At 67.7% G+C, this 22679-nt stretch carries 26 protein-coding genes; 4 read left to right on the top strand and 22 right to left on the bottom strand.

Annotation, left to right across the window (positions count from 1 at the left end; translation table 11 throughout):
- Positions 1-9: 9 nt before the first annotated feature.
- The 9 genes from ccmI to ccmA form a co-directional block, all read right to left on the bottom strand.
- Entirely contained in the window at positions 10-1233 is a 1224-nt protein-coding gene (gene ccmI / locus HMPREF2914_RS16080; protein ID WP_003083145.1) for a c-type cytochrome biogenesis protein CcmI, read from the bottom strand.
- Positions 1230-1697 (bottom strand): cytochrome c maturation protein CcmH, encoded by a 468-nt coding sequence (ccmH, locus tag HMPREF2914_RS16075; protein WP_003133169.1) that lies wholly within the window; start codon positions 1695-1697, stop codon positions 1230-1232. Before ccmH ends, ccmI begins: the two co-directional genes overlap by 4 nt.
- Positions 1694-2236, bottom strand: coding sequence for a thiol:disulfide interchange protein DsbE (dsbE, locus tag HMPREF2914_RS16070; protein WP_003083138.1), 543 nt, complete (start codon positions 2234-2236; stop codon positions 1694-1696). The genes ccmH and dsbE overlap by 4 nt, the downstream gene beginning before the upstream one ends.
- A gap of 3 nt (positions 2237-2239) precedes the next feature.
- A complete protein-coding gene (locus HMPREF2914_RS16065; RefSeq protein WP_003107324.1) occupies positions 2240-4213 on the bottom strand; it encodes a heme lyase CcmF/NrfE family subunit in 1974 nt (657 codons plus the stop codon).
- Entirely contained in the window at positions 4214-4702 is a 489-nt protein-coding gene (gene ccmE / locus HMPREF2914_RS16060) for a cytochrome c maturation protein CcmE (RefSeq protein ID WP_003107323.1), read from the bottom strand.
- Positions 4699-4875 (bottom strand): heme exporter protein CcmD, encoded by a 177-nt coding sequence (gene ccmD / locus HMPREF2914_RS16055; protein WP_070702832.1) that lies wholly within the window; start codon positions 4873-4875, stop codon positions 4699-4701. The genes ccmE and ccmD overlap by 4 nt, the downstream gene beginning before the upstream one ends.
- A complete protein-coding gene (locus HMPREF2914_RS16050) occupies positions 4872-5630 on the bottom strand; it encodes a heme ABC transporter permease (protein ID WP_003083135.1) in 759 nt (252 codons plus the stop codon). Before HMPREF2914_RS16050 ends, ccmD begins: the two co-directional genes overlap by 4 nt.
- 122 nt (positions 5631-5752) lie before the next feature.
- A complete protein-coding gene (gene ccmB, locus HMPREF2914_RS16045) occupies positions 5753-6424 on the bottom strand; it encodes a heme exporter protein CcmB (protein ID WP_003083130.1) in 672 nt (223 codons plus the stop codon).
- A complete protein-coding gene (ccmA, locus tag HMPREF2914_RS16040; RefSeq protein WP_010895571.1) occupies positions 6421-7122 on the bottom strand; it encodes a cytochrome c biogenesis heme-transporting ATPase CcmA in 702 nt (233 codons plus the stop codon). Before ccmA ends, ccmB begins: the two co-directional genes overlap by 4 nt.
- Positions 7123-7407: 285 nt before the next feature.
- Between ccmA and HMPREF2914_RS16035 the strand changes: the two genes are divergently transcribed.
- The 3 genes from HMPREF2914_RS16035 (at position 7408) to HMPREF2914_RS16025 (ending at position 9697) form a co-directional block, all read left to right on the top strand.
- Positions 7408-8886: a flagellar hook-length control protein FliK gene (locus tag HMPREF2914_RS16035; RefSeq protein WP_023980347.1), complete on the top strand. Its 1479-nt coding sequence runs from the start codon at positions 7408-7410 to the stop codon at positions 8884-8886.
- On the top strand, positions 8883-9218 hold the full coding sequence (locus HMPREF2914_RS16030; RefSeq protein WP_003083121.1) for an EscU/YscU/HrcU family type III secretion system export apparatus switch protein: 336 nt from the start codon (positions 8883-8885) through the stop codon (positions 9216-9218). The genes HMPREF2914_RS16035 and HMPREF2914_RS16030 overlap by 4 nt, the downstream gene beginning before the upstream one ends.
- Positions 9219-9310: 92 nt before the next feature.
- Complete coding sequence (locus HMPREF2914_RS16025; protein WP_023092030.1) at positions 9311-9697, top strand: hypothetical protein; 387 nt, start codon at positions 9311-9313, stop codon at positions 9695-9697.
- A 44-nt stretch (positions 9698-9741) separates the two neighbouring features.
- Here HMPREF2914_RS16025 and HMPREF2914_RS16020 read toward each other — a convergent pair whose 3' ends face one another.
- The 4 genes from HMPREF2914_RS16020 to HMPREF2914_RS16005 form a co-directional block, all read right to left on the bottom strand.
- Positions 9742-10479, bottom strand: a complete 738-nt coding sequence (locus HMPREF2914_RS16020; RefSeq protein WP_003087132.1) for an SDR family oxidoreductase — start codon at positions 10477-10479, stop codon at positions 9742-9744.
- A gap of 133 nt (positions 10480-10612) precedes the next feature.
- Positions 10613-11335: a purine nucleoside phosphorylase YfiH/LACC1 family protein gene (locus HMPREF2914_RS16015; RefSeq protein ID WP_019485667.1), complete on the bottom strand. Its 723-nt coding sequence runs from the start codon at positions 11333-11335 to the stop codon at positions 10613-10615.
- A gap of 59 nt (positions 11336-11394) precedes the next feature.
- The gene (locus tag HMPREF2914_RS16010; RefSeq protein ID WP_003087127.1) at positions 11395-11811 is read right to left on the bottom strand and encodes a hypothetical protein; all 417 of its coding nucleotides are present in this window, start codon (positions 11809-11811) and stop codon (positions 11395-11397) included.
- Between the two features lie 90 nt (positions 11812-11901).
- On the bottom strand, positions 11902-12873 hold the full coding sequence (locus HMPREF2914_RS16005; protein WP_019485668.1) for a helix-turn-helix transcriptional regulator: 972 nt from the start codon (positions 12871-12873) through the stop codon (positions 11902-11904).
- A gap of 108 nt (positions 12874-12981) precedes the next feature.
- On the opposite strand from HMPREF2914_RS16005, the gene HMPREF2914_RS16000 reads away from it, so the two are divergent.
- Positions 12982-13668, top strand: coding sequence for a glutathione S-transferase family protein (locus tag HMPREF2914_RS16000; protein ID WP_019485669.1), 687 nt, complete (start codon positions 12982-12984; stop codon positions 13666-13668).
- Positions 13669-13695: 27 nt separating this feature from the next.
- On the opposite strand, the gene HMPREF2914_RS15995 is transcribed toward HMPREF2914_RS16000, so the two are convergent.
- The 9 genes from HMPREF2914_RS15995 to HMPREF2914_RS15955 form a co-directional block, all read right to left on the bottom strand.
- Positions 13696-14103, bottom strand: coding sequence for a DUF2802 domain-containing protein (locus HMPREF2914_RS15995; RefSeq protein WP_003083101.1), 408 nt, complete (start codon positions 14101-14103; stop codon positions 13696-13698).
- Positions 14104-14133: 30 nt separating this feature from the next.
- Entirely contained in the window at positions 14134-14613 is a 480-nt protein-coding gene (locus HMPREF2914_RS15990; protein ID WP_003083098.1) for a chemotaxis protein CheW, read from the bottom strand.
- A gap of 45 nt (positions 14614-14658) precedes the next feature.
- Entirely contained in the window at positions 14659-15549 is an 891-nt protein-coding gene (locus tag HMPREF2914_RS15985) for a CheW domain-containing protein (protein WP_003087116.1), read from the bottom strand.
- A gap of 91 nt (positions 15550-15640) precedes the next feature.
- Positions 15641-16429, bottom strand: a complete 789-nt coding sequence (locus tag HMPREF2914_RS15980) for a ParA family protein (RefSeq protein WP_003083092.1) — start codon at positions 16427-16429, stop codon at positions 15641-15643.
- Positions 16430-16523: 94 nt separating this feature from the next.
- Positions 16524-17414: a flagellar motor protein MotD gene (motD, locus tag HMPREF2914_RS15975; RefSeq protein WP_019485670.1), complete on the bottom strand. Its 891-nt coding sequence runs from the start codon at positions 17412-17414 to the stop codon at positions 16524-16526.
- Between the two features lie 12 nt (positions 17415-17426).
- Positions 17427-18167, bottom strand: coding sequence for a flagellar motor protein (locus HMPREF2914_RS15970; protein ID WP_023092031.1), 741 nt, complete (start codon positions 18165-18167; stop codon positions 17427-17429).
- Positions 18168-18255: 88 nt separating this feature from the next.
- Positions 18256-19362 (bottom strand): protein-glutamate methylesterase/protein-glutamine glutaminase, encoded by a 1107-nt coding sequence (locus tag HMPREF2914_RS15965; protein WP_003087115.1) that lies wholly within the window; start codon positions 19360-19362, stop codon positions 18256-18258.
- A gap of 53 nt (positions 19363-19415) precedes the next feature.
- Positions 19416-21677, bottom strand: coding sequence for a chemotaxis protein CheA (locus HMPREF2914_RS15960; protein ID WP_023087615.1), 2262 nt, complete (start codon positions 21675-21677; stop codon positions 19416-19418).
- A gap of 200 nt (positions 21678-21877) precedes the next feature.
- Complete coding sequence (locus tag HMPREF2914_RS15955) at positions 21878-22666, bottom strand: protein phosphatase CheZ (RefSeq protein ID WP_003083075.1); 789 nt, start codon at positions 22664-22666, stop codon at positions 21878-21880.
- Positions 22667-22679 lie beyond the last annotated feature (13 nt).

The following is a 22679-nucleotide window of genomic DNA, read 5'->3' as shown; positions in this document are numbered from 1 at the left end:
CCGTTGTCGTTATGGCCGGGCCGCCTGGGGCTGGTCCGGGCCGTCGATGGTCAGCGCTTGCGCCGACGACTGGGCGGTAGACAACGGTTTGCCGCGTCCGATCCATTCGCCGGAGATGGCGTTGCCGGCGCGGGATACCCGCGCGACCAGCTCGACCTGCGGGAATCCGCTGAGCTTGAGCTGCGGCATCATGGCGTCGGCATCGCTCAGGCTGACCTCGGCCGGCAGGTCGGCGACGGTCAGGCGCTTCACTGCCAACGGCATCGGCGGGCCGCCGACGGCGCGGGCGAAGACGAACACGCTGTCGTCGGCCTTGACCTGGCCCTTCACCGCGTCGCTGATATCCACCTTCACCGTCAGGGTCACCCCGGCGGCAGCGGGCGCGGCCGGCGCCGGCGGGGTCTGCCCGGCCTCGGTCATGCGCTCGCGGGCACGCTGGATGCCGCCCTGGATCGCCGAGCGCGCCGGGTCCTCGTTCGGCAACACCGACACCAGGCGCTCCCAGAAGCCGATGGCGTCGGCGTAGCGCTGCTCTTCGAAGGCGGCGATGCCGAGCAGGCCAAGGGTGGTCACTTCGGCCGGGTCGCCCTTCAGCGCCTCGTCGGCCAGGGCCTTGATCTGCGCGGTCATTTTCTTGCCACCGGAGAAATACAGTGCCTGCGCCCACTGGCCGAGCACTTCCGGCTGCCGCCCGCTGAGTTCGGCGGCGCGTTCGAAGGCCCGCGCCGCATCGGCGCCGCGTTCCTGGGTCATGTAGGTGCGACCGAGGAAGTACCAGCCCTGGGCGGAATCCGGCTGAGCCTGTACCGCGCGCTCCAGGCGCGCGGTCATCTCTTCCATGGAGTGCGGCGCCTGGGCGAATTCGCGGGCCAGCTCGACCTTGTCGCTGGCGCCCCAATGCAGGTACAGGCCGAGCGCGACCAACGGCACCAGCAGCGCCGCGACCAGCGGGACCGCCCGGCCCAGGCGCGAGCTACGCTCTTCGCCGCTGCCCTCGGTGTCGGCGAGCAGTTCGCGGGCAGCCTCGGCGCGGCCATTCTCCAGTTGCTCGGCGGTCAGCGTGCCGGCGGCCTGCTGGCCGGCCAGCTCGGCGATCCGCTCCTGATAAAGCGCGACGTTCAGGGCGGTACGGTCTTCCTCGGCCTGGGCGCGACGGCCACGCAGCAGCGGAATCAGCAGGAATGCCAGGGCCGCCAGCAGCAGCAGGCCGGCAGCGAGCCAGAAATCGATCATTTGTCGTTCTTCAACAGGTTGGCGAGGCGCGCTTGCTCCTCGGCGGACAGGGTGGTTTGCGCCTTGGCGGCGGTGCGCCGGCGGCGCAGGACGATCACGCCGATCACCAGCACGCCGAACAGCAGCAAGGCGCCCGGACCGAACCAGAGCAGCCAGGTACGCTCGTTGACCGGCGGCTTGTAGCGAACGAAGTCACCGTAGCGGGCAACCATGTAGTCGACGATCTCGCCGTCGCTCTTGCCCTGCTGCAACTGGCCGTAGATCTGCTTGCGCAGATCGGCGGCGATCGGTGCGTTGGAGTCGGCGATGTCCTGGTTCTGGCACTTCGGGCAGCGCAGTTCCTGGGTCAGGTTGCGGAAGCGCTCGCGCTCGGCGTCGCTGGCGAACTCGTAGGTGTCGATGGCGGCCCGGGCCACGCCGCAGAGGGCGAGACCGAGCAGCGCGGTGGCGAGGAAACGCTTCATCGGGCCTCCGGCTCGTCCAGCAGTTGCTGGTACAGCGGCGCCAGTTGCTCGCGCCAGACTTTCTGGTCGACCACCCCGACGATCTTGTGGCGGATGATGCCCTGCTTGTCGATCAGGTAGGTTTCCGGCGCACCGTACACGCCCAGGTCCAGGCCCAGGGTGCCGTCGGCGTCGCTGATGCTCAGCAGGTAGGGATTGTGCAGCTCGTTCAGCCACTTGATGGCGGCGGCGTTGTCGTCCTTGTAGTTGATCCCGTAGATCACCACGCCCTGCTCGGCCAGTCGGGTCAGTTCCGGGTGCTCGACCCGGCACGACGGGCACCAGGTGCCCCAGACGTTGACCAGCGCCGGCTTGCCCTTGAGGTCGGCCTCGGTCAGGCGCCGGGCCGGGTCCTGCACGCTGGGCAGGTCGAAGGCCGGGAACGGCTTGCCGATCAGCGCCGAGGGCAGCTCGCTGGGGTCCAACCAGAGGCCGCGGAAGAGGAACACCGCGACGATCAGGAAGATCCCCAGCGGCAGCAGCAGAATCGCTCGTTTCAAGACTCAGGCTCCCTGACCGGCGAGGCCCAGGGCCTCGCGCACACGTGTTTTCACCTTCACCCGGTAGCGCCGGTCGAGCGCCGCCAGGGCGCCGCCGAGGCCCATCAGCAGGCCACCGAACCAGATCCAGCGGACGAACGGCTTGACGTGCACGCGCACCGCCCAGGCACCGTTCTCCAGCGGCTCGCCGAGCGCCACGTAGAGGTCGCGAGTAAAGCCGGCATCGATCCCGGCCTCGGTCATCATCGAACTCTGCACGGTGTACAGGCGCTTCTCCGGATGCAGGGTGGCGATCTCCTTGCCGTCGCGGCTGACGTGGATGCTGCCCTTGTCCGAGGTGTAGTTCGGCCCTTCGTGGTGCTTCGCGCCGTCGAAGAGGAAGTGGTAGCCGCCCAGTTCGACGGTGTCGCCGGGCGACATGCGCAGGTCACGCTGGGCGCTGTACTGGCTGCTGAGGACGATGCCGATGGCGCACACGGCGATGCCCAGGTGCGCCAGTTGCATGCCCCAGTAGCTGCGGGTCAGGCTGCGGGCGCCGGCCAGCACGCCTTTGTGCCGGGTCTTGTCGAGGAAGTCGCGGAAACCGGCCAGGACCACCCAGGCGGACAGCAGGAACACCGCCAGCACCGCCCAGTTGAAATCGCCGAAGTACATCGAACCGGCCGCCGCCAGGACCGCGCTGGCCACCAGCACCGGGGTCAGCATGCCGAGCAGCCAGCGGCTCGGGGTGTCCTTCCAGCGCACCAGCACGCCGACCGCCAGGGCCGCCATCAGCGCCGCCATCAGCGGCAGGAACATGGCGTTGAAGTACGGCGGGCCGACCGACAGCTTGGCGCCGCTGAGGGCATCGAGCAGCAGCGGGTAGAGAGTCCCGAGGAGGATCATCGAGGCCGCCACCACCAGCACCAGGTTGTTCAGCAGCAGCAGGGTCTCGCGCGACCACAGGGCGAAGCCGACCTGGCTCTTGACCACCGGCGCGCGCAGGGCGAACAGGGTCAGCGAGCCGCCGACCACCAGCAGCAGGAAGGCGAGGATGAACACCCCGCGCTCCGGGTCGGAGGCGAAGGCGTGCACCGAGGTGAGCACGCCGGAGCGGACCAGGAAGGTGCCCAGCAGGCTCAGGGAGAAAGCGGCGATCGCCAGCAGCACGGTCCAGCTCTTGAACACGCCGCGCTTCTCGGTCACCGCCAGCGAGTGGATCAGTGCAGTGCCGACCAGCCAGGGCATGAAGGAGGCGTTTTCCACCGGATCCCAGAACCACCAGCCCCCCCAGCCCAACTCGTAGTAGGCCCACCAGGAGCCGAGCACGATGCCGATACCGAGGAAGGCCCAGGCCACCAGGGTCCAGGGCCGCGACCAGCGCGCCCAGGCGGCGTCCAGGCGGCCGCCGAGCAGTGCGGCGATGGCGAAGGCGAAGGCCACCGAGAATCCGACGTAACCCATGTAGAGCATCGGCGGGTGGACGATCAGGCCGACGTCCTGCAACAGCGGGTTGAGGTCGTTGCCGTCCATCGGGGTCTGCGGCAGCAGGCGGCTGAACGGGTTGGAGGTGATGATCAGGAACAGCAGGAAGCCGGTGCTGATCATGCCCATCACCGCCAGCACGCGGGCCAGCATGACCTCCGGCAGTTGCCGGGAGAAGATCGACACGGCGAAGGTCCAGCCACCGAGGATCAGCGCCCAGAGCAGCAGCGAACCTTCGTGGGCGCCCCAGACGGCGCTGAACTTGTAGTACCAGGGCAGCGCGCTGTTGGAGTTGCCGGCCACGTAGGCCACCGAGAAGTCGTCGCGCAGGAAGGCCCAGGTCAGGCAGCCGAAGGCGAAGGCGAGGAAGGCGAACTGCCCCCAGGCCGCCGGGCGCGCCAGGCTCATCCACTGGCGGTCGCCGCGCCAGGCGCCGACCAGCGGCAGGCTCGATTGCACCAGGGCCAGGCAGAGGGCGAGGATCAGGGCCAGGTGGCCGAGTTCGGGGATCATCTACTTGCCCTCCTGGTTGTACGAGGTCTCGCCGGCGGCCTTGCCGTTCTCGTAGTGCTTCAGTTGGCCGCTGTCCTTGAGCGCCTTGGTGACTTCCGGCGGCATGTAGTTCTCGTCGTGCTTGGCCAGCACTTCATCGGCCACCAGCACGCCGTCGCCGCCCAGCTTGCCGAGGGCGACGATGCCCTGCCCCTCGCGGAACAGGTCGGGAAGGATGCCATGGTAGGCGATGGTCACTTCCTTGGCGCCGTCGGTGACCACGAAACGCACGTTCAGCGAATCCTCGCTGCGTTGCAGAGAACCCTTTTCCACCAGGCCGCCGGCGCGGATGCGGGTGTCGGTCGGTGCTTCGCCGTTGGCGATCTGGGTCGGGGTGTAGAACAGGTTGATGTTCTGTTGCAGGGCCGACAGCGCCAGGCCCACCGCGGCGCCGACACCCGCCACGATGGCGAGGACGATGATCAGACGTTTCTTGCGGACCGGATTCACTGCTGGGCCTCCTGGCGCAGACGACGCGCCTCTTCTTGCAGGTAGCGGCGCCGGGCCAGCAGCGGCTCGGCGACATTGATCGCCAGCACCAGCAGGCTGATGCCGTAGGCCGACCAGACGTAGGGGCCGTGATGGCCCATGGCGAGGAAGTCGCCGAACGATTCGAAGCTCATCGTGCCTTCTCCACCAGGGCCTTCACCTCGGCCTTCGCCCAGGCGGTGCGGGACTCGCGCTTGAGCACTTCCAGGCGCATGCGCACCAGCAGCATGGCCGCGAAGAAGCAATAGAAGCCTAGGACCATGATCAGCAACGGCAACCACATCTCCACCGGCATCGCCGGTTTCTCGGTGATGGTGAAGGTGGCCGGCTGGTGCAGGGTGTTCCACCACTCCACCGAGTACTTGATGATCGGGATGTTCACCACGCCGACGATGGCCAGTACGGCACAGGCCTTGGCCGCGCTGTCGCGGTTACTGATCGCCTGACCGAGGGCGATGATGCCGAAATAGAGGAAAAGCAGGATCAGCATCGCCGTCAGGCGCGCGTCCCAGACCCACCAGGCGCCCCAGGTCGGCTTGCCCCAGACGGCCCCGGTAAGCAGCGCGACGAAGGTCATCCAGGCGCCGATGGGGGCGGCGCACTGCACCGCCACGTCGGCGATCTTCATCTTCCAGATCAGCCCGACGGCACCGGCCACGGCCAGCATGACGTAGCAGGACTGGGCGAGGAAGGCCGCCGGCACATGGATATAGATGATGCGGAAGCTATTGCCCTGCTGGTAGTCCGGCGGCGCGAAGGCCAGCCCCCAGACGCAGCCGGTGACGATCAGCAGCGCCGCCGCCACGGCGAACCAGGGCAGCCAGCGGCCGCTGATCTCGTAGAACCACTTGGGCGACCCAAGCTTGTGAAACCATGTCCAATTCATCATCAGGCTCTGTTTACAGGGCTCTTTGGAAATACCGGGCAGGCCTTCCGCTGCCAGCCCGGGTCAAGCGTGGGCGGCGCAGCCGCCCGGTACCGCACGCCCGCCGATGCCTTCGGCGGGCGGACTCACTCGCCTACGCTGATCTTCAGGCCGGCAGCGATGGCGAATGGCGTGAGTGTCAATGCTAGCGCCGTCAGGCTCGCCAGCCACAATAAATGTCCGCTGCTGGGCAGTCCCTGCAGCGAAGCCTGCAGCGCCCCGCTACCGAGAATCAGCACCGGGATGTACAGCGGCAGGATCAGCAGCGCCAGCAACAGGCCGCCGCGCTTGAGGCCCACGGTCAAGGCCGCGCCGACGGCGCCGAGCAGGCTCAGCACCGGCGTACCGAGCAACAGGGAAAGCAGCAGCACCGGTATGCAACGGGCCGGCAGGCCCAGCATCAGCGCGAACAGCGGCGACATCAGGACCAGGGCCAGCCCGGAAAACAGCCAGTGTGCCAGCACCTTGGCCAGCACCAGAAGAGCCAGGGGGTGCGGCGAAAGGACCCACTGCTCCAGAGAACCGTCCTCGAAATCGCTGCGGAACAGCCCTTCCAGCGAGAGCAGCACGGCCAATAGCGCCGCCACCCAGACCAGGCCGGGCGACAAGGTTTGTAGCAATTGGCTTTCCGGCCCGACCGCCAGGGGGAACAGGGCGATGACGATGGCGAAGAACACCAGCGGGTTGGCCAGCTCCGCCGGTCGGCGGAACAGCAGGCGCGCCTCGCGCGCCAGAAGCAGGCTGAAGACGTTGCTCATGCCGGATCGCCCAGCGCCGGCTCGACCGTCGCGCCGCTGGCCGCCTTGAGCGCACCGAGGTCCAGCTCGCGGTAGCCGGCGGGCACCTGCTGCAGGCTGTGGTGGGTGGTCAGCACCACCATCCCGCCGCGCTGGCAATGCCCGGCCAGGTGCGTTTCCAGTTGCGCCACCCCCTGTTTGTCGAGGGCGGTGAAGGGTTCATCGAGGATCCACAAGGGCGGTGCGTCCAGGTACAGGCGGGCCAGCGCCACGCGGCGTTGCTGGCCGGCGGAAAGGGTGTGGCAGGGAACGTCCTCGAAGCCACGCAGGCCGACGTCGGCCAGGGCCTGCCAGATCGCCTCGCGGCTGGCCGGCTGGTGCAGCGCGCAGAGCCAGGTGAGGTTCTCCTCGGCGCTGAGCAGGCCCTTGATTCCCGCGGCGTGGCCGATCCACAGCAGGCTGCGGGCCAGTTCGCCGCGCTGTTCGGCGAGCGGCCGGCCGTTCAGGCGGACTTCCCCGGCGGTCGGCTGCATCAGTCCGGACAGCAGGCGCAGCAGGCTGGTCTTGCCGCTGCCGTTGGGACCGACCACCTGCAACATCTCGCCGGCGGCCAGGCGCAGGTCGAGGCGCTCGAACAGCATGCGCCAGTCGCGCTCGCAGGCGAGCCCGACGGTTTCCAGCAAGGGGCTGGCTGTGGGGACTTCAGCAGGATCGGACATCGAACAACATCGCCAAGCGTCTCTCCTCGTCGCGGCGCCGGAGGCCTTCACGGAACAGACCCTAAAGTCGGGATAAACACGGCCGCTATACTGGTGACGACGCGGCCAGCCTGTTTGACAGGCGCGGCATTATACACGCCCTTCCCCAGCCTCCGCAGGGTCGTTTAAGACAGGTTGTTACCCATGCCAGCCGAGATAGGCGCTTCCCCATCACTACCCCCGGTTTCCGCCCCGCGCCCGCTGCCGCCGGCGCAATCGCAGGGCAACGCCCAGGCCGACGCCGAGATGACCCTGAAGCTGGTGCAGACCCTGGCCGGCCTGCTGGGCGAAGGCGAGTCGGGCAAGGCCGAGGTGCTAGCGGTCAAGGAAGGCCTGGCGAACAATTTCCAGGTCCTGCTCAAGCTGACCCTGACGAACAGCGGGCAGAGCCTGGTGGAAGTGCAGAGCAATCGGCCGCTGGTGCCGGGCAACCTGCTCAACGTCAGCGCCACCAGCAACACCAGCGTGGTTGCCACCCTGCTCGACAGCATGGCCGGCGCTGGCCCGCTGAGCAGCCTCGACCTGGAGCAACTGCCGCCCGGCACCCTGCTCCAGGGCAAGGTCCTGTCCAGCACCGCGCTGCCGGCGGACAAGGCCCAGCAGGTGGTCTACCGGGTCCTGCTGAACCTGCTCAACACGCCGCTCGCCGGCAGCAACCTGAGCCTCGACTCGCCCCAGGCGCTGCCGGTCGGCAGCCTGCTCACGGCGCTGGTGAAAAACAGCCAGCAGATCGACTTCCTGCCGCTCAGCGGACGCCTCGACCAGCTTGCGCTGGGCCAGCAACTGGCCGGGCAGAGCGCCCGCCAGGCTTCCCTGGAAGGCCTGTTCGCCGCCCTGCAGGGGCTGAACGGCCGCAACGACCTGCCGGACAGCCTGCGCCAGGCCGTGGAGCGCCTCTTCGCCGGCCTGCCGGAGGCGCAGAAGATGGGCGATTCCAAGCTGCTCGGCCAGGCCCTGCAGCAGAGCGGCCTGTTCCTCGAGGCGCGCCTGATGCAGGGCGCCACCGATCATCTCGGCCAGGACCTGAAGGCCAACCTGTTGCGCCTGTTCGCCCAGCTGTCGCCGCTGCCGCCGACCGGCGCCCAGGCGCCGGGCATGTTCGCCGGCAACATGGCGAACCTGGCCCAGGCGCTGCCGGCCTTTGTCCGCAACGCCCTGGGCAACCTGGGACAGAGCGCCAACAAGACCCAGGCACTGAACTTTCCCCTGCCGAGCAAGGTTCTCCAACTGTTCGACGAGGACATGGAACTGGAGTCGCTGCTGCGCCTTGCCGCCGCGGCGATCTCCCGCCTGCAGACCCATCAGCTGTCGAGCCTGGCGCAGACCAGCACCCTGCCGGATGGCACCCAACTGGCGACCTGGCAGATGGAGGTGCCCATGCGCCATCAGCACTCGGTGGTACCGTTGCAGGTGAAGTTCCAGGAAGAACAGCGCAAGACCGGCGAAGAGGCCCGCGAAAGCCTCTGGCGCGTCGAACTGGCCTTCGACCTGGAGCCGCTGGGACCGCTGCACGCCCAGGCGACCCTGCTGCGCGGCAGCCTGTCCAGCCAGCTTTGGGCCGAGCGCGACGCGACCGCGCGGCTGGTCGAGCATGAACTCGGCCACCTGCGCCAACGCCTGCGCGACGCCGGCCTGACCGTTGGCGAGATCACCTGCCAGCGCGGCCGCCCGCCCCAGGGCCCGCGAGCGACCATCGAACAACGCTGGGTAGACGAAACCGCATGAACAGAAAGCAGTCACCCGCCCCGCGCCAGGCCATCGCCCTGAGCTACGACGGCCAGGCCGCGCCGACCCTTTCCGCCAAGGGCGACGCCGAACTGGCCGAGGCGATCCTGGCCATCGCCCGCGACTACGAGGTACCGATCTACGAGAACGCCGAGCTGGTCCGCCTGCTCGCCCGCCTGGAACTCGGCGACGCCATTCCGGAAGCGCTGTATCGCACCATCGCCGAGATCATCGCCTTCGCCTGGCACCTGAAAGGCAAGTGTCCCGAGGGATTCGCGCCGGACGCCGCGGATGGCAACCAGATGCTGCTGCTCGGCGGTCCCGGCGACTGAGCGGACCCGCCACACGTCGAAACCGAAGCGCCGGAACCGGAATCCGCGAGAGCGGTCCCAGCACAGTCCACCTGCCACTTCCCAGGCCGCCCATGTCCTCGCCAAGCCCCCTCCCCCTCGCCGCCCTGCTGCTTATCGCCAGCCATGTCCAGGCCGCCCCGGCCATCCTCGGCGACGAGGAAAAGGATGCAATCATCGATCGGCACCGGCTGACTCCGGAGCTCCGCATCAATCGGCAAGCCAAGGTACGCCATCACGAAGGAACCATCGACCGCGTGGTCCTGCTTCAGGATAGGGACCGCTTCACCTACCGAAGCTACCTTCGCGACGACCAGAAGGAGCCTGCCACCTTCTGGATCCTGGAGTTCGACGCACGCAGCGGGAAACGACTGAGCGAACGCCAGACCGATGAGGACGACTATTGGCGTAGACGCGACGCCGACTCGCAACGGGCCGACAGCGGCGAAAGGAACCGATAGATAGCGCAGCCGAAACCTTCGACGCGTCGTCCCGGTACAGCGGCTCAGGCAAAACCGCCGTTGACCCGCAGTACCTGGGAATTGACCCAGGCCCCGTCCGGCCCGGCGAGGAAGGACACCGCCGCGGCGATCTCGTCCGGTTCGCCGAGACGCTCCAGCGGCGCCAGCCTGGCGATCTGGTCGATCTGTTCGGCGCTCTTGCCGTTGAAGAACAGCTCGGTGGCCACCGGGCCGGGCGCCACCGCGTTGACCCTGATGTCCTGGCCGCGCAACTCGTTGGCCAGCACGTGCACCAGCCCCTCGACCCCGGACTTGGACGCGATGTACGGACCGTAGCTGGGCAGCGCCCGGGCGATCACGCTGGTGGACAGGGCGATGATCCGTCCGCCGCGCTCGACATGCCGGGCAGCCAGGCCAAGCACGATGAAGGCGCCGCGCAGGTTGGTGCGGATCACCCGGTCGAAGCCCTCCAGGTCGCCATCGGCGATCTTCAGGTAGGGCATCGTGCCGGCGCTGTTGACCACCACGTCGATGCGGCCGAAGGCGCCCCTGGTGGCTTCGAACAGCTTGTCCATGTCCTCCGCGCTGGCCACGTCGCCCTGCACGGCGATGGCCGCGCCGCCGGCGGCGACGATTTCGGCCACGACCTCGTCGGCCATGGCCTGGTTGCCGGCATAGTTGACCGCGACCGCGAAACCGTCGGCGGCCAACCGCCGGGCAATGGCGCGACCGATGCCGCGGGAGGCGCCGGTGACGATGGCGGCTTGGGTGATGTCAGGCATGCTGGGACTCTCCTGGAATGAGCGTGGCGACAGCCACGCATCGACAGGGAAAGTCTAGAAGCCGGCTATTGGCGGATAAACAGCAGACAACCGTCATGACTATCCAGGATTTCCGGACAATACCGATACGCGGTCACGGCTTGCGCGCGATCCAGGCGTACTGCTGGCGCTTCTCCTCGCCCAGGCGCTGGCGTCGGCGATGACTGGCGAACGCATCGCCGGAACAGTAGGTGCAGACGGCGCTGGCTTCGATCTGCGCCGGCCCGACGCCGGCGGCCTGGAACAACTGGCGACAGAAGGCCACCAGGTCCAGCCAGGCGCCCTGCTCCGCCTGCCTTGGCTCGGGCGGAGCGAACCGGGGCGGCCGCTCGGGGAGCGGACGACGCTGGCTCCAGGGCGGCGCCGCGCCCTCCCAGAGGCGGCCGTGGCCGACCTGCAACGCCTCGATGAACCCGGCACTCACCTCGTAGCAGCAGGCTTTGATCCCGGGACCGATGGCGACCCGGATGTCCGCGCTGGCGACGCCGCGCGCATTGAAGCGCGCCACCGCCGCGCCGACGATACCGGCGACGAGCCCCTGCCAGCCGCCATGCAGGGCGGCCACCACCCGACCGTCGCGGCTGCTCATGAGAATCGGCAGGCAATCCGCGGTGACCACCGCGACCGCCAACGGCCCTTCGCTGAAGACGCCGTCGGCGGCATGCCGCCCCGATTCCGACAGCGAGCGCGCGTCGACGATCTCGGCGCCATGCACCTGCCGGCAATGGAATATCCGCTCGGAGAGTGCCTGGCCGGCTAGCTGGAAGCCATGCTCGATGCCTTCGATCGCCTTGAGGATGTCGGCCTGGACGGTCATGCGCTGTCTCGCCATGGAAGGTTGGAAAACGACCTTACCTCATCTTCCCGGAAGCCGCCTCAGGCGATGCCGCGCAGGAGGTCGGGGCAGCCGCGATCACGCTTGATCAGCGCGGCCAGGGCGACCTGGCCCAAAGGCCGGTCGGACACCGCGCCGATGCTCAGGCCATGGCCTCTGCTCCACTCGAACAACAGGCGCTTCTCGCGGCAATCGAGCTCGCCCACCAGCAGGAAGCGCCGGATGCTGCCGCTGCGTCCCAGCATCGCCAGCGTGCCCTTGCAGCCCTGGTCCAGGCGGAATCCGTCGTAGAGGAAATAGTCGTACGGGTAACCCTGGTCCAGGGACCGCCGCAGCTCCCGTCGGTCCAGGCACAGGCTCAGGTGGAAGTAGCCGCAGCGGTTGAACAGCGCTCCGTACCTGAGCAGACGGCCGGGGTTGGCGCACAGCACCATGGCGCGCAGGGGTATTGCAGGCATCCTTGTGGCCTCCTGGAAACGTGCTGGTTGACCAGGACCGATTCTAGAAAGCGGCAGCCGCGCAATTAATAGGACTTTTCCTCTAAATGCCTACCTGTGATCCGAAGCTTCCTCCTGGCCCAGGTTACGCAGGACACGCTCGGCCTGGCGCCTCAACGGCTCGCGCAACTCCAGCGGCTGCCTGACCTCGAAGTCGAACGGCAGGCCGCACAGGCGCCGGGCGAACCAGTCCAGGTCGTCGGTGCTGGCGCGCAACAGCGTACCGCCATCGACCTCGGCGAGCAGACCGAGGGGCTCGCCGAGCACCGCGACCACCTGCTCCCTCGCCGCCCGCATCAGGATTTCCACCGGGTAGGCGCGCGGCATCCGGGCGAAGCTCTCCCGCAGGTGGCGGAGGGTATCGAAATCCGCCGGTCGCTCGAAGCGCTCCGCCAGCATGCGCGGCGCGTCCAGGCGATCGAGACGGAACGAGCGCAACGCCTGGCGCAGGTGGCAGAAACCGCTGACGTACCAGCAGCCGTTGCGATAGGCCAAGCCGTAGGGATCGAGTTGGCGGAGGGTTTCGGCGCCCTGCGGGTCGCGATAGCGGAACTCGACCCGCGCACGGACCTGGGCGGCTTCGGCGAGGGTCGCCAGCGCCGCCACACTGGTTCCCGCCCGGGCGCGGGCCAGGTCCAGGCTGGCGGTCTCGCGGAGCGCCACGAGGCGCCGCCGCAGCGCATCGGGCATCACCCTGCTCAGCTTGGCCTGCGCGCTTTCCAGGGCCAGCTCGCTTTCGCCCAGGCCGAGACTGCGCACCGCCAGCAGGCCGAGGGACACGGCCAGGGTTTCCTCCGCGCTGAACATCAGCGGCGGGAGCTTGAAACCGGCCACCAGGCGGTAGCCGCCATGGCGTCCGCGCTCCGCCGAGATGGGAATGCCCAGCTCCTCGAGGGCGACGATATAGCGACGCAGCGTCCGTCCATCCACCTCCAGGCGCCTGGCCAGCTCGCTACCGCTGAGCTGGCCGTGGCTCTGCAGCAGTTCGAGCAGGGCGAGCACGCGCACCGTGGGCTTGGACATTTTTCGATCCACCGGAAAAATCAGGACCGAATATAGCCTATATCCCCCCTACCCTGCGTTCAGCCCGGTTGCGATGCGCAACACGCGTTACCTGAACGGAGATGGAAAATGGAACCTGTACTGTTTTATGGCGTACCCCACGGCTGTTCCTTCGGCTCGATCGTGGCCCTCGAGTGGCTCGGCCGCCCCTATCGCCTGTGTCGGATCGAGATGCCGCTGGAGACCGGCGAGCGCACCTACGTGCGCCTGAACCCGGCTCGCCAGACGCCCACCCTGCTCCTGGAGGACGGCCGCGCGCTCAGCGAAAGCCTGGCCATTCTCCAGCACCTGGCGGCGCGCGACCTGTGCAGGAAGCTCGGCTATCCGCAGGGCAGCGCCGAGTTCGACGAACTGAACTTCGCCCTCGCTCTCCTGCATACCGAATGCCATTCGGCCTGGGGGGCCCTGTTCTATCTGGAGGACGCCGACGCAACCACGACGGCAAGGGCGCTGGCGCGCGCGGCGCGAGCCTATGGCCGGATCGACAAGCTGCTCGGCGACCGCAAGTGGCTGGCCGGCGAAGGGCCGAGCGTGGCCGACGCCTACCTCGTGGGTACCGCTCGTTGGGGACGGGAGCTGGGCTACTTCGACCTGCAACACGACTTTCCGCGCCTACATCGACACCTGGAGAAGCTGGAGCAGGACCCGGCGGTGCGCTTCGCCCATGCCATCGAGGATCGCCTGCCGGCGCAGAGCTGCGGGGAGTTCAGGGGAGAGGTGACACTGGCAGAAGTGGCGAGCCGCCTGCTCGCCTGAAAAGCGCCAGCGCCGGGTCGGTGGCCGTCACTTGCCCTTGGCTTCGTGCAGGCGCGCCACCAGCTCGGCCTCGGCCTGTGACAGCCCGCAGGCCTGGGTCAGGTCTTCGGCGCTGGCGCCGAGCCCGACCAGGCGTGCGGCCTGGCTGAACGACAGCGTGGTCGGATCGCGCTGCTCCAGGCGCGCGACCCGGTCGGGAAGCGGCGCGAGTTGCTTGCCGAGGTCCTGCAAGGCCTCGCCCATGCGCACGTTGACCTGCTGGTAGGACTCGATGCGCTTGCTCAGCTCCTTGAGCCGGCGCTCGCGCGCCGCGCCCTCCTCCGCCTGCTGCGCCAGCGCAGCTTGCAGGCGGCGCAATTCACGGCGCAGCCACAGGCACGCCGCCGCCAGGCCGAGGCAGGCGGCGAGCGCCAGTGCCAGCGCGACGACCTCCATCTCAGCAGGCCCTCGTGTCGGTCGAACGCATCAGATGCTGCCCAGCTCCGACCATTCTTCCTCGGTCATCATCTTGTCCAGCTCGACCAGGATCAGCAGCTCGCCGTTCTTGTTGCAGACGCCCTGGATGAACTTGGCCGATTCTTCGTTACCGACGTTCGGCGCGGTCTCGATTTCCGACTGCTTCAGGTAGACCACCTCGGCGACGCTGTCGACCAGGATGCCGACCACCTGCTTGTCCGCCTCGATGATGACGATCCGCGTGTTGTCGCTGACCGGCGCAGGGTCCAGGCCGAAGCGCTGGCGGGTGTCGATCACCGTGACCACGTTGCCGCGCAGGTTGATGATGCCCAGCACGTAGCTCGGCGCGCCCGGCACCGGGGCGATCTCGGTGTAGCGCAGCACCTCCTGGACCTGCATCACGTTGATGCCGTAGCTCTCGTTGTCCAGGCGGAAGGTGACCCACTGCAGGATCGGATCTTCGGCGCTTTGCGCGGTGGCTTTGCTCATTCCCCTAACCTCTCGAAAACCGCCGCAAGCGGCGGAAGCTGTCTATCAATGGTCGCCGTGCAGGCGCTTGACGGCGCCGCTGGCGATCAGTTCGGCGAGCGCCGCCACATCCAGCAGCGCACACATGTGTTCGATGACCGTGCCGGCCAGCCAGGGCCGCTGGCTACGCTGGCTGCGCCATTTCACCTCGGCCGGGTCGAGGCGGATCGAGCGGCTCACCTGGTGTACCGCCAGCCCCCACTCGTAGCCCTGGACCGAGATCACGTACTTGAGGCCGTCGCGATAGTCGTCGCGGTAGCGTTCGGGCATCACCCAGCGTGCGGTGTCCAGCACCTTCAGGTTGCCCGCCTGCGACGGCAGGATGCCGAGGAACCAGTCGGGCTGGCCGAACAACGGGGTCAGTTCCTGGTTCTCCAGCGGATAGATCGAGCCGAGGCACACCAGCGGCACCGCCAGGGTCAGCCCGGCGACGTCGAACAGCAGGCACTCGAAGGGCTCCGCCGCCCAGGCCGGACGACCGTCGTCGAGCAGCGGCAGGTCGAGCAGCGCCGGCTCGCTGGCGCTCGCCGGGGCGCTCGGCACGCGCAGTTCGATGACCTCGTGGGGCCGTGGCTCGACCGGCAGCTCGCGCAACGTCGTCGGTTCGTCGAGCAGGGCCGCCGGCGCCGGCGGAACCAGGCGCGCATCGCGGACCTGCTCCTCGAGCACCGCGGCCTCGAACTCGTCGAACCCGTGGTCGACCGGCAGCGTTTCCAGCGCCGGGGCCGGTGTCGCCACTTCGGCGACCGCCAGCGCCACAGGCTTCAACGGCGCGGGCGCAGGCGCTGGCGGCGTCTCGACGGGAGGTTCCAGGTCCTCGAAAGTGGCCTCCTGGAGCAACGCATCCAGGTAGGACTGCAAGGCCAGTTGCGAACGGGTGGCGGTGGCGGCGCTCATGTGGGTATTCCGCGACAGGGGTCTACAACGGTTATCGGCCGCACTCCGGTGCGGCTTGAATGCGCCTGTCGGCGCGGCGACCGGCGCGCCATCAGGCCACCCGGGTGGCCGGCTGCTGCGCCAGCAGATGCTTGAGCAAGGCGCGGTAGGCGATCACCCCGCGACTCTTGCCGTCGTGTTGCGACGGCGTGACCCCGGCCCGGCTGGCATCGCGCAGGCGGGTATCGATGGGAATGAACGCCTGCCACAGGTTGTCCGGGTAGTTCTCGTTGAGAATCCGCAGCGTGCTCAGCGAAGCCTGGGTCCGCCGATCGAACAGCGTAGGTACGATGGTATAGGGCAACGCCTGTTTGCGCGACCGGTTGATCATCGCCAGGGTGTTGACCATCCGCTCCAGCCCTTTCACCGCGAGGAACTCGGTCTGCACCGGAATCACCAGGTGCTGGCTGGCGGCCAGGGCATTGACCATCAGCACGCCGAGCAGCGGCGGGCTGTCGATGATCGCATGGTCGAAATCCTGCCAGAGCTGCGCCAGGCTTTTCGAGACCACCAGGCCGAGACCGCTCTTGCCCGGCGACTGGCGCTCCAGGGTGGCCAGCGCGGTACTCGACGGCAGCAGGGAGATGCGTTCGTTGCTGGTGCTGCGCAGCAGCGAGGCCGGCAGCCCCTCGGGGACGTTGCCCTGGTGCAGGAACAGGTCGAAGGCGCTGTGCTCGAGGGTGTCCGGGTCATAGCCGAAATAGCTGGTCATCGAGCCGTGGGGGTCCAGGTCGACCACGACCACGCGCTTGCCGGCATCCGCCAGCAGGCCGGCCAGGGCGATGGACGAGGTGGTCTTGCCGACCCCTCCTTTCTGATTGGCGACTGCCCAGACTTTCATTGCTCTACTCTTCCTGGCATGGGTCCACCCGGTTGGGGCCGCACTACTGGCCAGTTCGGCCCCGGCGCCCGTACGCAAACCATGTTTCGCGCGCTCATGGCGAAGGCGACGGGGAATTGACGGTTGCCGGCGCGGGCGCCGGCGTACCGCCAGTATCTGCAGCTTGCGTGCCAGCTGCCGAGCCTGCGTGGCGGAGCGCCGAATCCGGTTGCGCCTTGCCGCTGCCGACCCCGCTGACGCTGCGCCGTACCTCCAGGTTGCGCGAGATCACCAGCACCACCCGGCGGTTCTTCGCCCGCCCTTCGGCGCTGGCATTGTCTGCCACCGGTTGAAATTCACCATAGCCCACCGCAGCCATCCGCGACGGCTCGACCCCATCGTTGCCGAGCAGGCGGACGATGCTCGCCGCCCGCGCCGCCGACAGTTCCCAGTTGGTGGGATAGCGCGGGCTATGGATCGGCACGTCGTCGGTGAAGCCCTCGACATGGATCGGGTTCTTGTAGGGCGCCAGGATCTTGGCGACCTTCTCGACGATATCGAAGGCGGCATCGTTGGGCAGCGCATCGCCGCTGGGAAACAGCAGGCTGGAATTGAGAGTGATCTCGATCCACAGCTCGTTGCCGCGCACGCTCAACTGGTCGGAGGCGATCAGGTCACCGAAGGCGCCGCGTACGCTGTCGGCGATCCGCTCCAGGGAGTCGGCGCTGGCCGCGTTGTCGCTGGGCTGCTCCTCGACACTGGTGCGCTCCGGCTCGGTGGTGCGCGGCCGCTCTTCGCCGATGGGAATCGGCTTCAACGAGCGGTCGGGCTGATTGAACACGCCGGTGAGGGTCTCCGAGAGGATCTTGTACTTGCCCTCGTTGATCGAGGAAATCGAATACATCACCACGAAGAAGGCGAACAGCAGGGTGATGAAGTCGGCATAGGAAACCAGCCAGCGTTCGTGGTTCTCGTGTTCCTCCTGGTGGCGACGGCGACGCTGCATGCTCGGCTCCGGTCAGTCCATGAAGCCTTGCAGCTTCAACTCGATGGAACGCGGGTTCTCGCCCTCGGCGATGGACAGCAGGCCCTCCAGGAGCATCTCGCGGTAGCGCGACTGGCGCAGTACCAGGGTTTTCAGCTTGTTGCCGATCGGCAGCAGGAGCAGGTTGGCGAAGCCGACGCCATAGATGGTGGCGACGAAGGCCACGGCGATGCCGCTACCGAGCTGCGCCGGGTTGGCCAGGTTGCCCATCACATGGATCAGGCCCATTACCGCGCCGATGATGCCGATGGTCGGCGCATAGCCGCCCATGCTCTCGAACACCTTGGCGGCCTGCAGGTCGCGGCTTTCCTGGGTGAACAGGTCGACCTCGAGGATGCTGCGGATGACTTCCGGCTCGGCGCCGTCCACCAGCAGTTGCAGGCCCTTGCGCGCATAGGAATCGGGCTCCGCGTCGGCGATGCTCTCCAGGCCGAGCAGGCCTTCCTTGCGCGCGGTCATGCTCCAGGAGACGATCCGGTCGATTCCCCCGGAAAGATCCTCGCGCGGCGGGAAGAACACCCAGCCGAGCATGCCCAGGCCGCGCTTGAGCACGTTCACCGGGGTCTGCAACAGCGCCGCGGCCAGGGTGCCGCCGATCACGATCAGCGCCGCCGGACCGTTGAGCAGGGCTCCGGCGTGGCCGCCCTCGAGAAAGTTGCCGCCGACGATGGCGACGAACGCCAGGATGATCCCGACCAGGCTGAGCACATCCATCAGCGCGTCCCCTCGGCTCGGCGAAGGCGCGCGCAGGTCGTCACGTGGGTGGCCATCGAAGGCAGTCTCCTCATTCCTGCACGCACGCTTACTGGCACGCCTCGACCAGGTGCCGGCCGATGTCGTCGAGCCCGTACACCGCGTCCGCCAGGTTGGCCTTGACCACGGCCATCGGCATCCCGTAGATCACGCAACTGGCCTCGTCCTGCGCCCACACCTGGCTGCCGCCCTGCTTGAGCAGGCGCGCGCCCTCGCGTCCGTCGGCGCCCATGCCGGTGAGGACCACCGCCAGGACCTTGTCGTTGTAGGCCTTGGCCGCCGAGCCGAAGGTCACGTCGACGCAGGGCTTGTAGTTCAGGCGTTCGTCGCCGGGGAGGATGCGCACCGTGCCGCGGCCGTCGACCATCATCTGCTTGCCGCCCGGCGCCAGCAGCGCCAGGCCGGGACGCAGGATGTCGCCGTCCTCTGCTTCCTTGACGCTGATCCGGCACAGCTTGTCGAGGCGCTCGGCGAAAGCCTTGGTGAAGGCCGCCGGCATGTGCTGGATCAGCACCAGCGGCGCCGGGAAGTTGGCCGGCAACTGGGTCAGCACCCGCTGCAAGGCAACCGGTCCACCGGTGGAGGTACCGATCGCGACCAGCCGGTAGGCCTTGCGCTTCGGCGCCGCCGAGGTCGACGCCGGGGCCGGCGACGCGCCGGCACTGGCACGCGCGCTCGCGCCGAGGCTGGAGGACGACGCCGGCGCATGGCTGGACGAGGTGGCCGAAGGCAGCGGCGGCAGGCTGATCGAGCGACGATTGCTACGGGCGATGGTCAGGACCTTCTCGCAAAGCAACTGGCGGACCTTGTCCGGGTTGCGCGAGATGTCCTCGAAATTCTTCGGCAGGTAGTCGACCGCTCCGGCGTCCAGCGCATCCAGGGTCACCCGCGCGCCCTCGTGGGTCAGCGAGGAGAACATCAGGACCGGGGTCGGGCAACGCTGCATGATGTTGCGTACCGCGGTGATGCCGTCCATCAGCGGCATCTCGTAATCCATGGTGATCACATCGGGTCTCAGGGCCAGCGCCTGCTCGATGGCCTCGCGGCCATTGGTGGCGGTGCCGACCACCTGGATCTGTCCATCGGCGGAGAGAATCTCCGAGACACGGCGGCGGAAGAACCCCGAATCGTCCACCACCAGGACTTTGACTGCCATAGCTACTCCTCAGAGGGCGACGCTCCTGCGCCGCCGGAAACCCATACGCGGCGTCAGATGCGCCGTGCGTAACGCTTGAGCATGCTCGGCACATCGAGGATCAGGGCGATGCGCCCGTCCCCGGTGATGGTGGCGCCCGCCATGCCGGGGGTGCCCTGCAACATCTTGCCGAGTGGCTTGATCACCACTTCTTCTTGTCCCACCAACTGGTCGACGACGAAACCGATGCGCTGGGTGCCGACCGACAGGATCACCACGTGCCCCTCGCCCTGCTCCTCGTGGGCCGCGCTCGGCACCAGCCAGCGCTTGAGGTAGAACAGCGGCAAGGCCTTGTCGCGGACGATCACCACTTCCTGGCCATCCACGACATTGGTGCGCGACAGGTCAAGATGGAAGATTTCGTTGACGTTGACCAGCGGGAAGGCGAACGCCTGGCTGCCCAGCATCACCATAAGGGTAGGCATGATCGCCAGGGTCAGCGGCACCTTGATGACGATCTTCGAGCCGGACCCCTTCTGCGAGAACACGTTGACCGTGCCGTTGAGCTGGGAAATCTTGGTCTTCACCACGTCCATGCCGACGCCGCGGCCGGACACGTCGGAAATCTCGGTCTTGGTCGAGAAACCCGGGGCGAAGATCAGGTTGTAGCACTCCAGGTCGGTCAGGCGGTCCGCCGCATCGCGCTCCAGCAGGCCCTTCTCCACCGCCTTGTTGCGCAGCACCTCGGCGTCCATGCCCTTGCCGTCGTCGGTGATCATCAGGAGGATGTGGTCACCCTCCTGCTCCGCTGACAGCACCACCTGGCCGACCCGCGGCTTGCCGGCGGCCTCGCGCTCCTCCGGACTCTCGATGCCGTGGTCGACGGCGTTGCGCACTAGGTGCACCAGCGGATCGGCGAGGGCCTCGACTAGGTTCTTGTCGAGGTCGGTCTCTTCGCCCACCAGCTCCAGGTTGATCTCTTTCTTCATGTTCCGCGCCAGGTCGCGAACCAGGCGCGGGAAGCGGCCGAAGACCTTCTTGATCGGCTGCATGCGGGTCTTCATCACCGACATCTGCAGGTCGCCGGTGACCACGTCGAGGTTGGCCACGGCCTTGGCCATGGCCTCGTCGCCACTGTTCAGGCCCAGGCGCACCAGGCGGTTACGCACCAGCACCAGCTCGCCGACCATGTTCATGATCTCGTCGAGACGCGCCGTATCCACCCGCACGGTGGTCTCCGCCTCGCTCGCCGCCGGCCTGTCGGGCGCCGCCGGACGCGCGGCGGCGGCCTTGGCCGGAGCGACCGGTTTCGCCGCGGGACTCTTCGCCGCGATGTTCTTGGCTACCGCCGCGGCGGCCGCCACGGCCTCGGAGGCACCGTTGAACTTGCCCTTGCCGTGCAGTTCGTCGAGCAGCGACTCGAACTCGTCGTCGCTGATCTCATCGCCGCCCGCGGCGGCCGGCGCCTTGCCCTGCTCCGCCGGCGCAGCCGCTGGAGCCGCGGCAGCCGGTGCGGCGGGTGTGCCGGCGGCTTCCGGGACATCGCCGAACTTGCCCTTGCCGTGCAGTTCGTCGAGCAGCGCCTCGAACTCGTCGTCGCTGATATCGTCACCAGCGGCAGCCGCGGCCGGCTCGACCGCCTCGGCGGGGACTTGCGCAGGCTCGGCCGAGACCGCCGGCGGGACGAACTTGCCCTTGCCGTGCAACTGGTCGAGCAACGCCTCGAACTCGGCGTCGCTGATCTCGTCGCCAGCAGGAGCCGCGGGCGCTTCTGCAACGGCGGAGGCCGGCGCTTCGTCGCCCTGGAGAGCATCCAGCAACTGCTCGAACTCGTCGTCGGTGATATCGCTGGAGGCACTCTGCGCGGGCGCTTCCGGCGGCGCCGCAGGCTCGGCTGGCGGAACGGCCGCCGGCGGCGCTTGCACAGGTTCCGCGGGCGCGGCGCCCTCGGGCTCGGCCAGGCGGGCAAGGGCCGCCAGCAGTTCGGGCGTCGCCGGGGTCGGTTCGGACTGCTCGCGCACCTGGTCGAACATCGCGTTGACCGTATCCAGCGCCTGCAGCACCACATCCATCAGTTCGGAGCTGACGCGCCGCTCGCCCTTGCGCAGGATATCGAAGACGTTTTCCGCAATGTGGCAGCATTCCACCAGCGCGTTCAGCTGGAGGAAGCCGGCACCGCCCTTGACCGTATGGAACCCACGGAAAATGGCATTGAGCAGGTCCATGTCGTCCGGCCGGCTCTCCAGCTCGACCAGTTGCTCGGACAATTGCTCGAGAATCTCGCCGGCCTCAACCAGGAAGTCCTGGAGGATTTCTTCATCGGCGTCGAAGCTCATTCGGCTGCTCCCAGAGACGTGTTACTCGAAAGGATCGGCAGGACCGCTGTCCTGCCGGAAATACCGGCCCGGCTTTCCGGACCGACTTCAGCCCGCCCGCCGGGATCACCGGCATGACGAAGGCTGTGCCGGCAGCCCGCGGATGCCAGCGTTCAATGCTTACTTAACGGCAGCGATGCCGCAGTCTTGAGCCGGGCGGGTCAGAAACCCAGGCTGGACAGCAGATCGTCCACGTCATCCTGCCCGGACACCACATCCTCTCGTTTTTCCGCGGCGACCTGCGGCCCCTCGCCCTTGGCCGAACGCTCCAGCGCGGCCTGGTGGCGCATGCTCACGTGGTCGTGCTCGATTCCGGCGTAACGGTCCACCTGGCCGGCCATCCAGACCAGCTTCACGAGGTTGCTCTCGACCTCGGTGACCAGCTTGGTGACACGCTTGATCACCTGGCCGGTCAGGTCCTGGTAATCCTGCGCCAGCAGGATGTCATTGAGCTGCGAGGACAACTGGCCGGCGTTCTCGCCGCTGCGCACGAGGAACTGTTCGATGCGCTTGGCCAGCTCGCGGAAGCCGTCAGCGTCGATTTCCCGGCGCATGAAGCGTTGCCACTCCTGGTGCAGCTCCCGCGAATCGTCGCCCAGTTGGTTGACCAGCGGGGCGCTCTGCTCCACCAGGTCCATGGTCCGGTTGGCGGCCTTCTCGGTCATTTCCACCACGTAGGAAAGACGATCGGTGGCATCGGCGATCTGCGACATTTCCTGCGCGTGGGGGGAATGCGGGTCGATCTGGAAATCGACGATGGCGTTGTGCAGTTCGCGGGTCAGCTTGCCCACTTCCTGGTAGAGGCCACGGTCCCTGGCCTGGCTGAGCTCCTGGATCAATTGCACCGCCTGCTGGAAGTGCCCCCGTTCGAGACAGTCCACCAGTTCGCGCGCGTGTTTTTTCAGGGTCGATTCGAATTCGTCGCCCGTGGAATCGTTACCAAGCACCATGACACCCTCTTGG

The sequence above is a fragment of the Pseudomonas sp. HMSC067G02 genome (genome assembly GCF_001813485.1).
GTDB classification, from domain to species: Bacteria; Pseudomonadota; Gammaproteobacteria; order Pseudomonadales; family Pseudomonadaceae; genus Pseudomonas; species Pseudomonas aeruginosa.
This window is presented reverse-complemented; position numbering and strand designations above follow the sequence as displayed.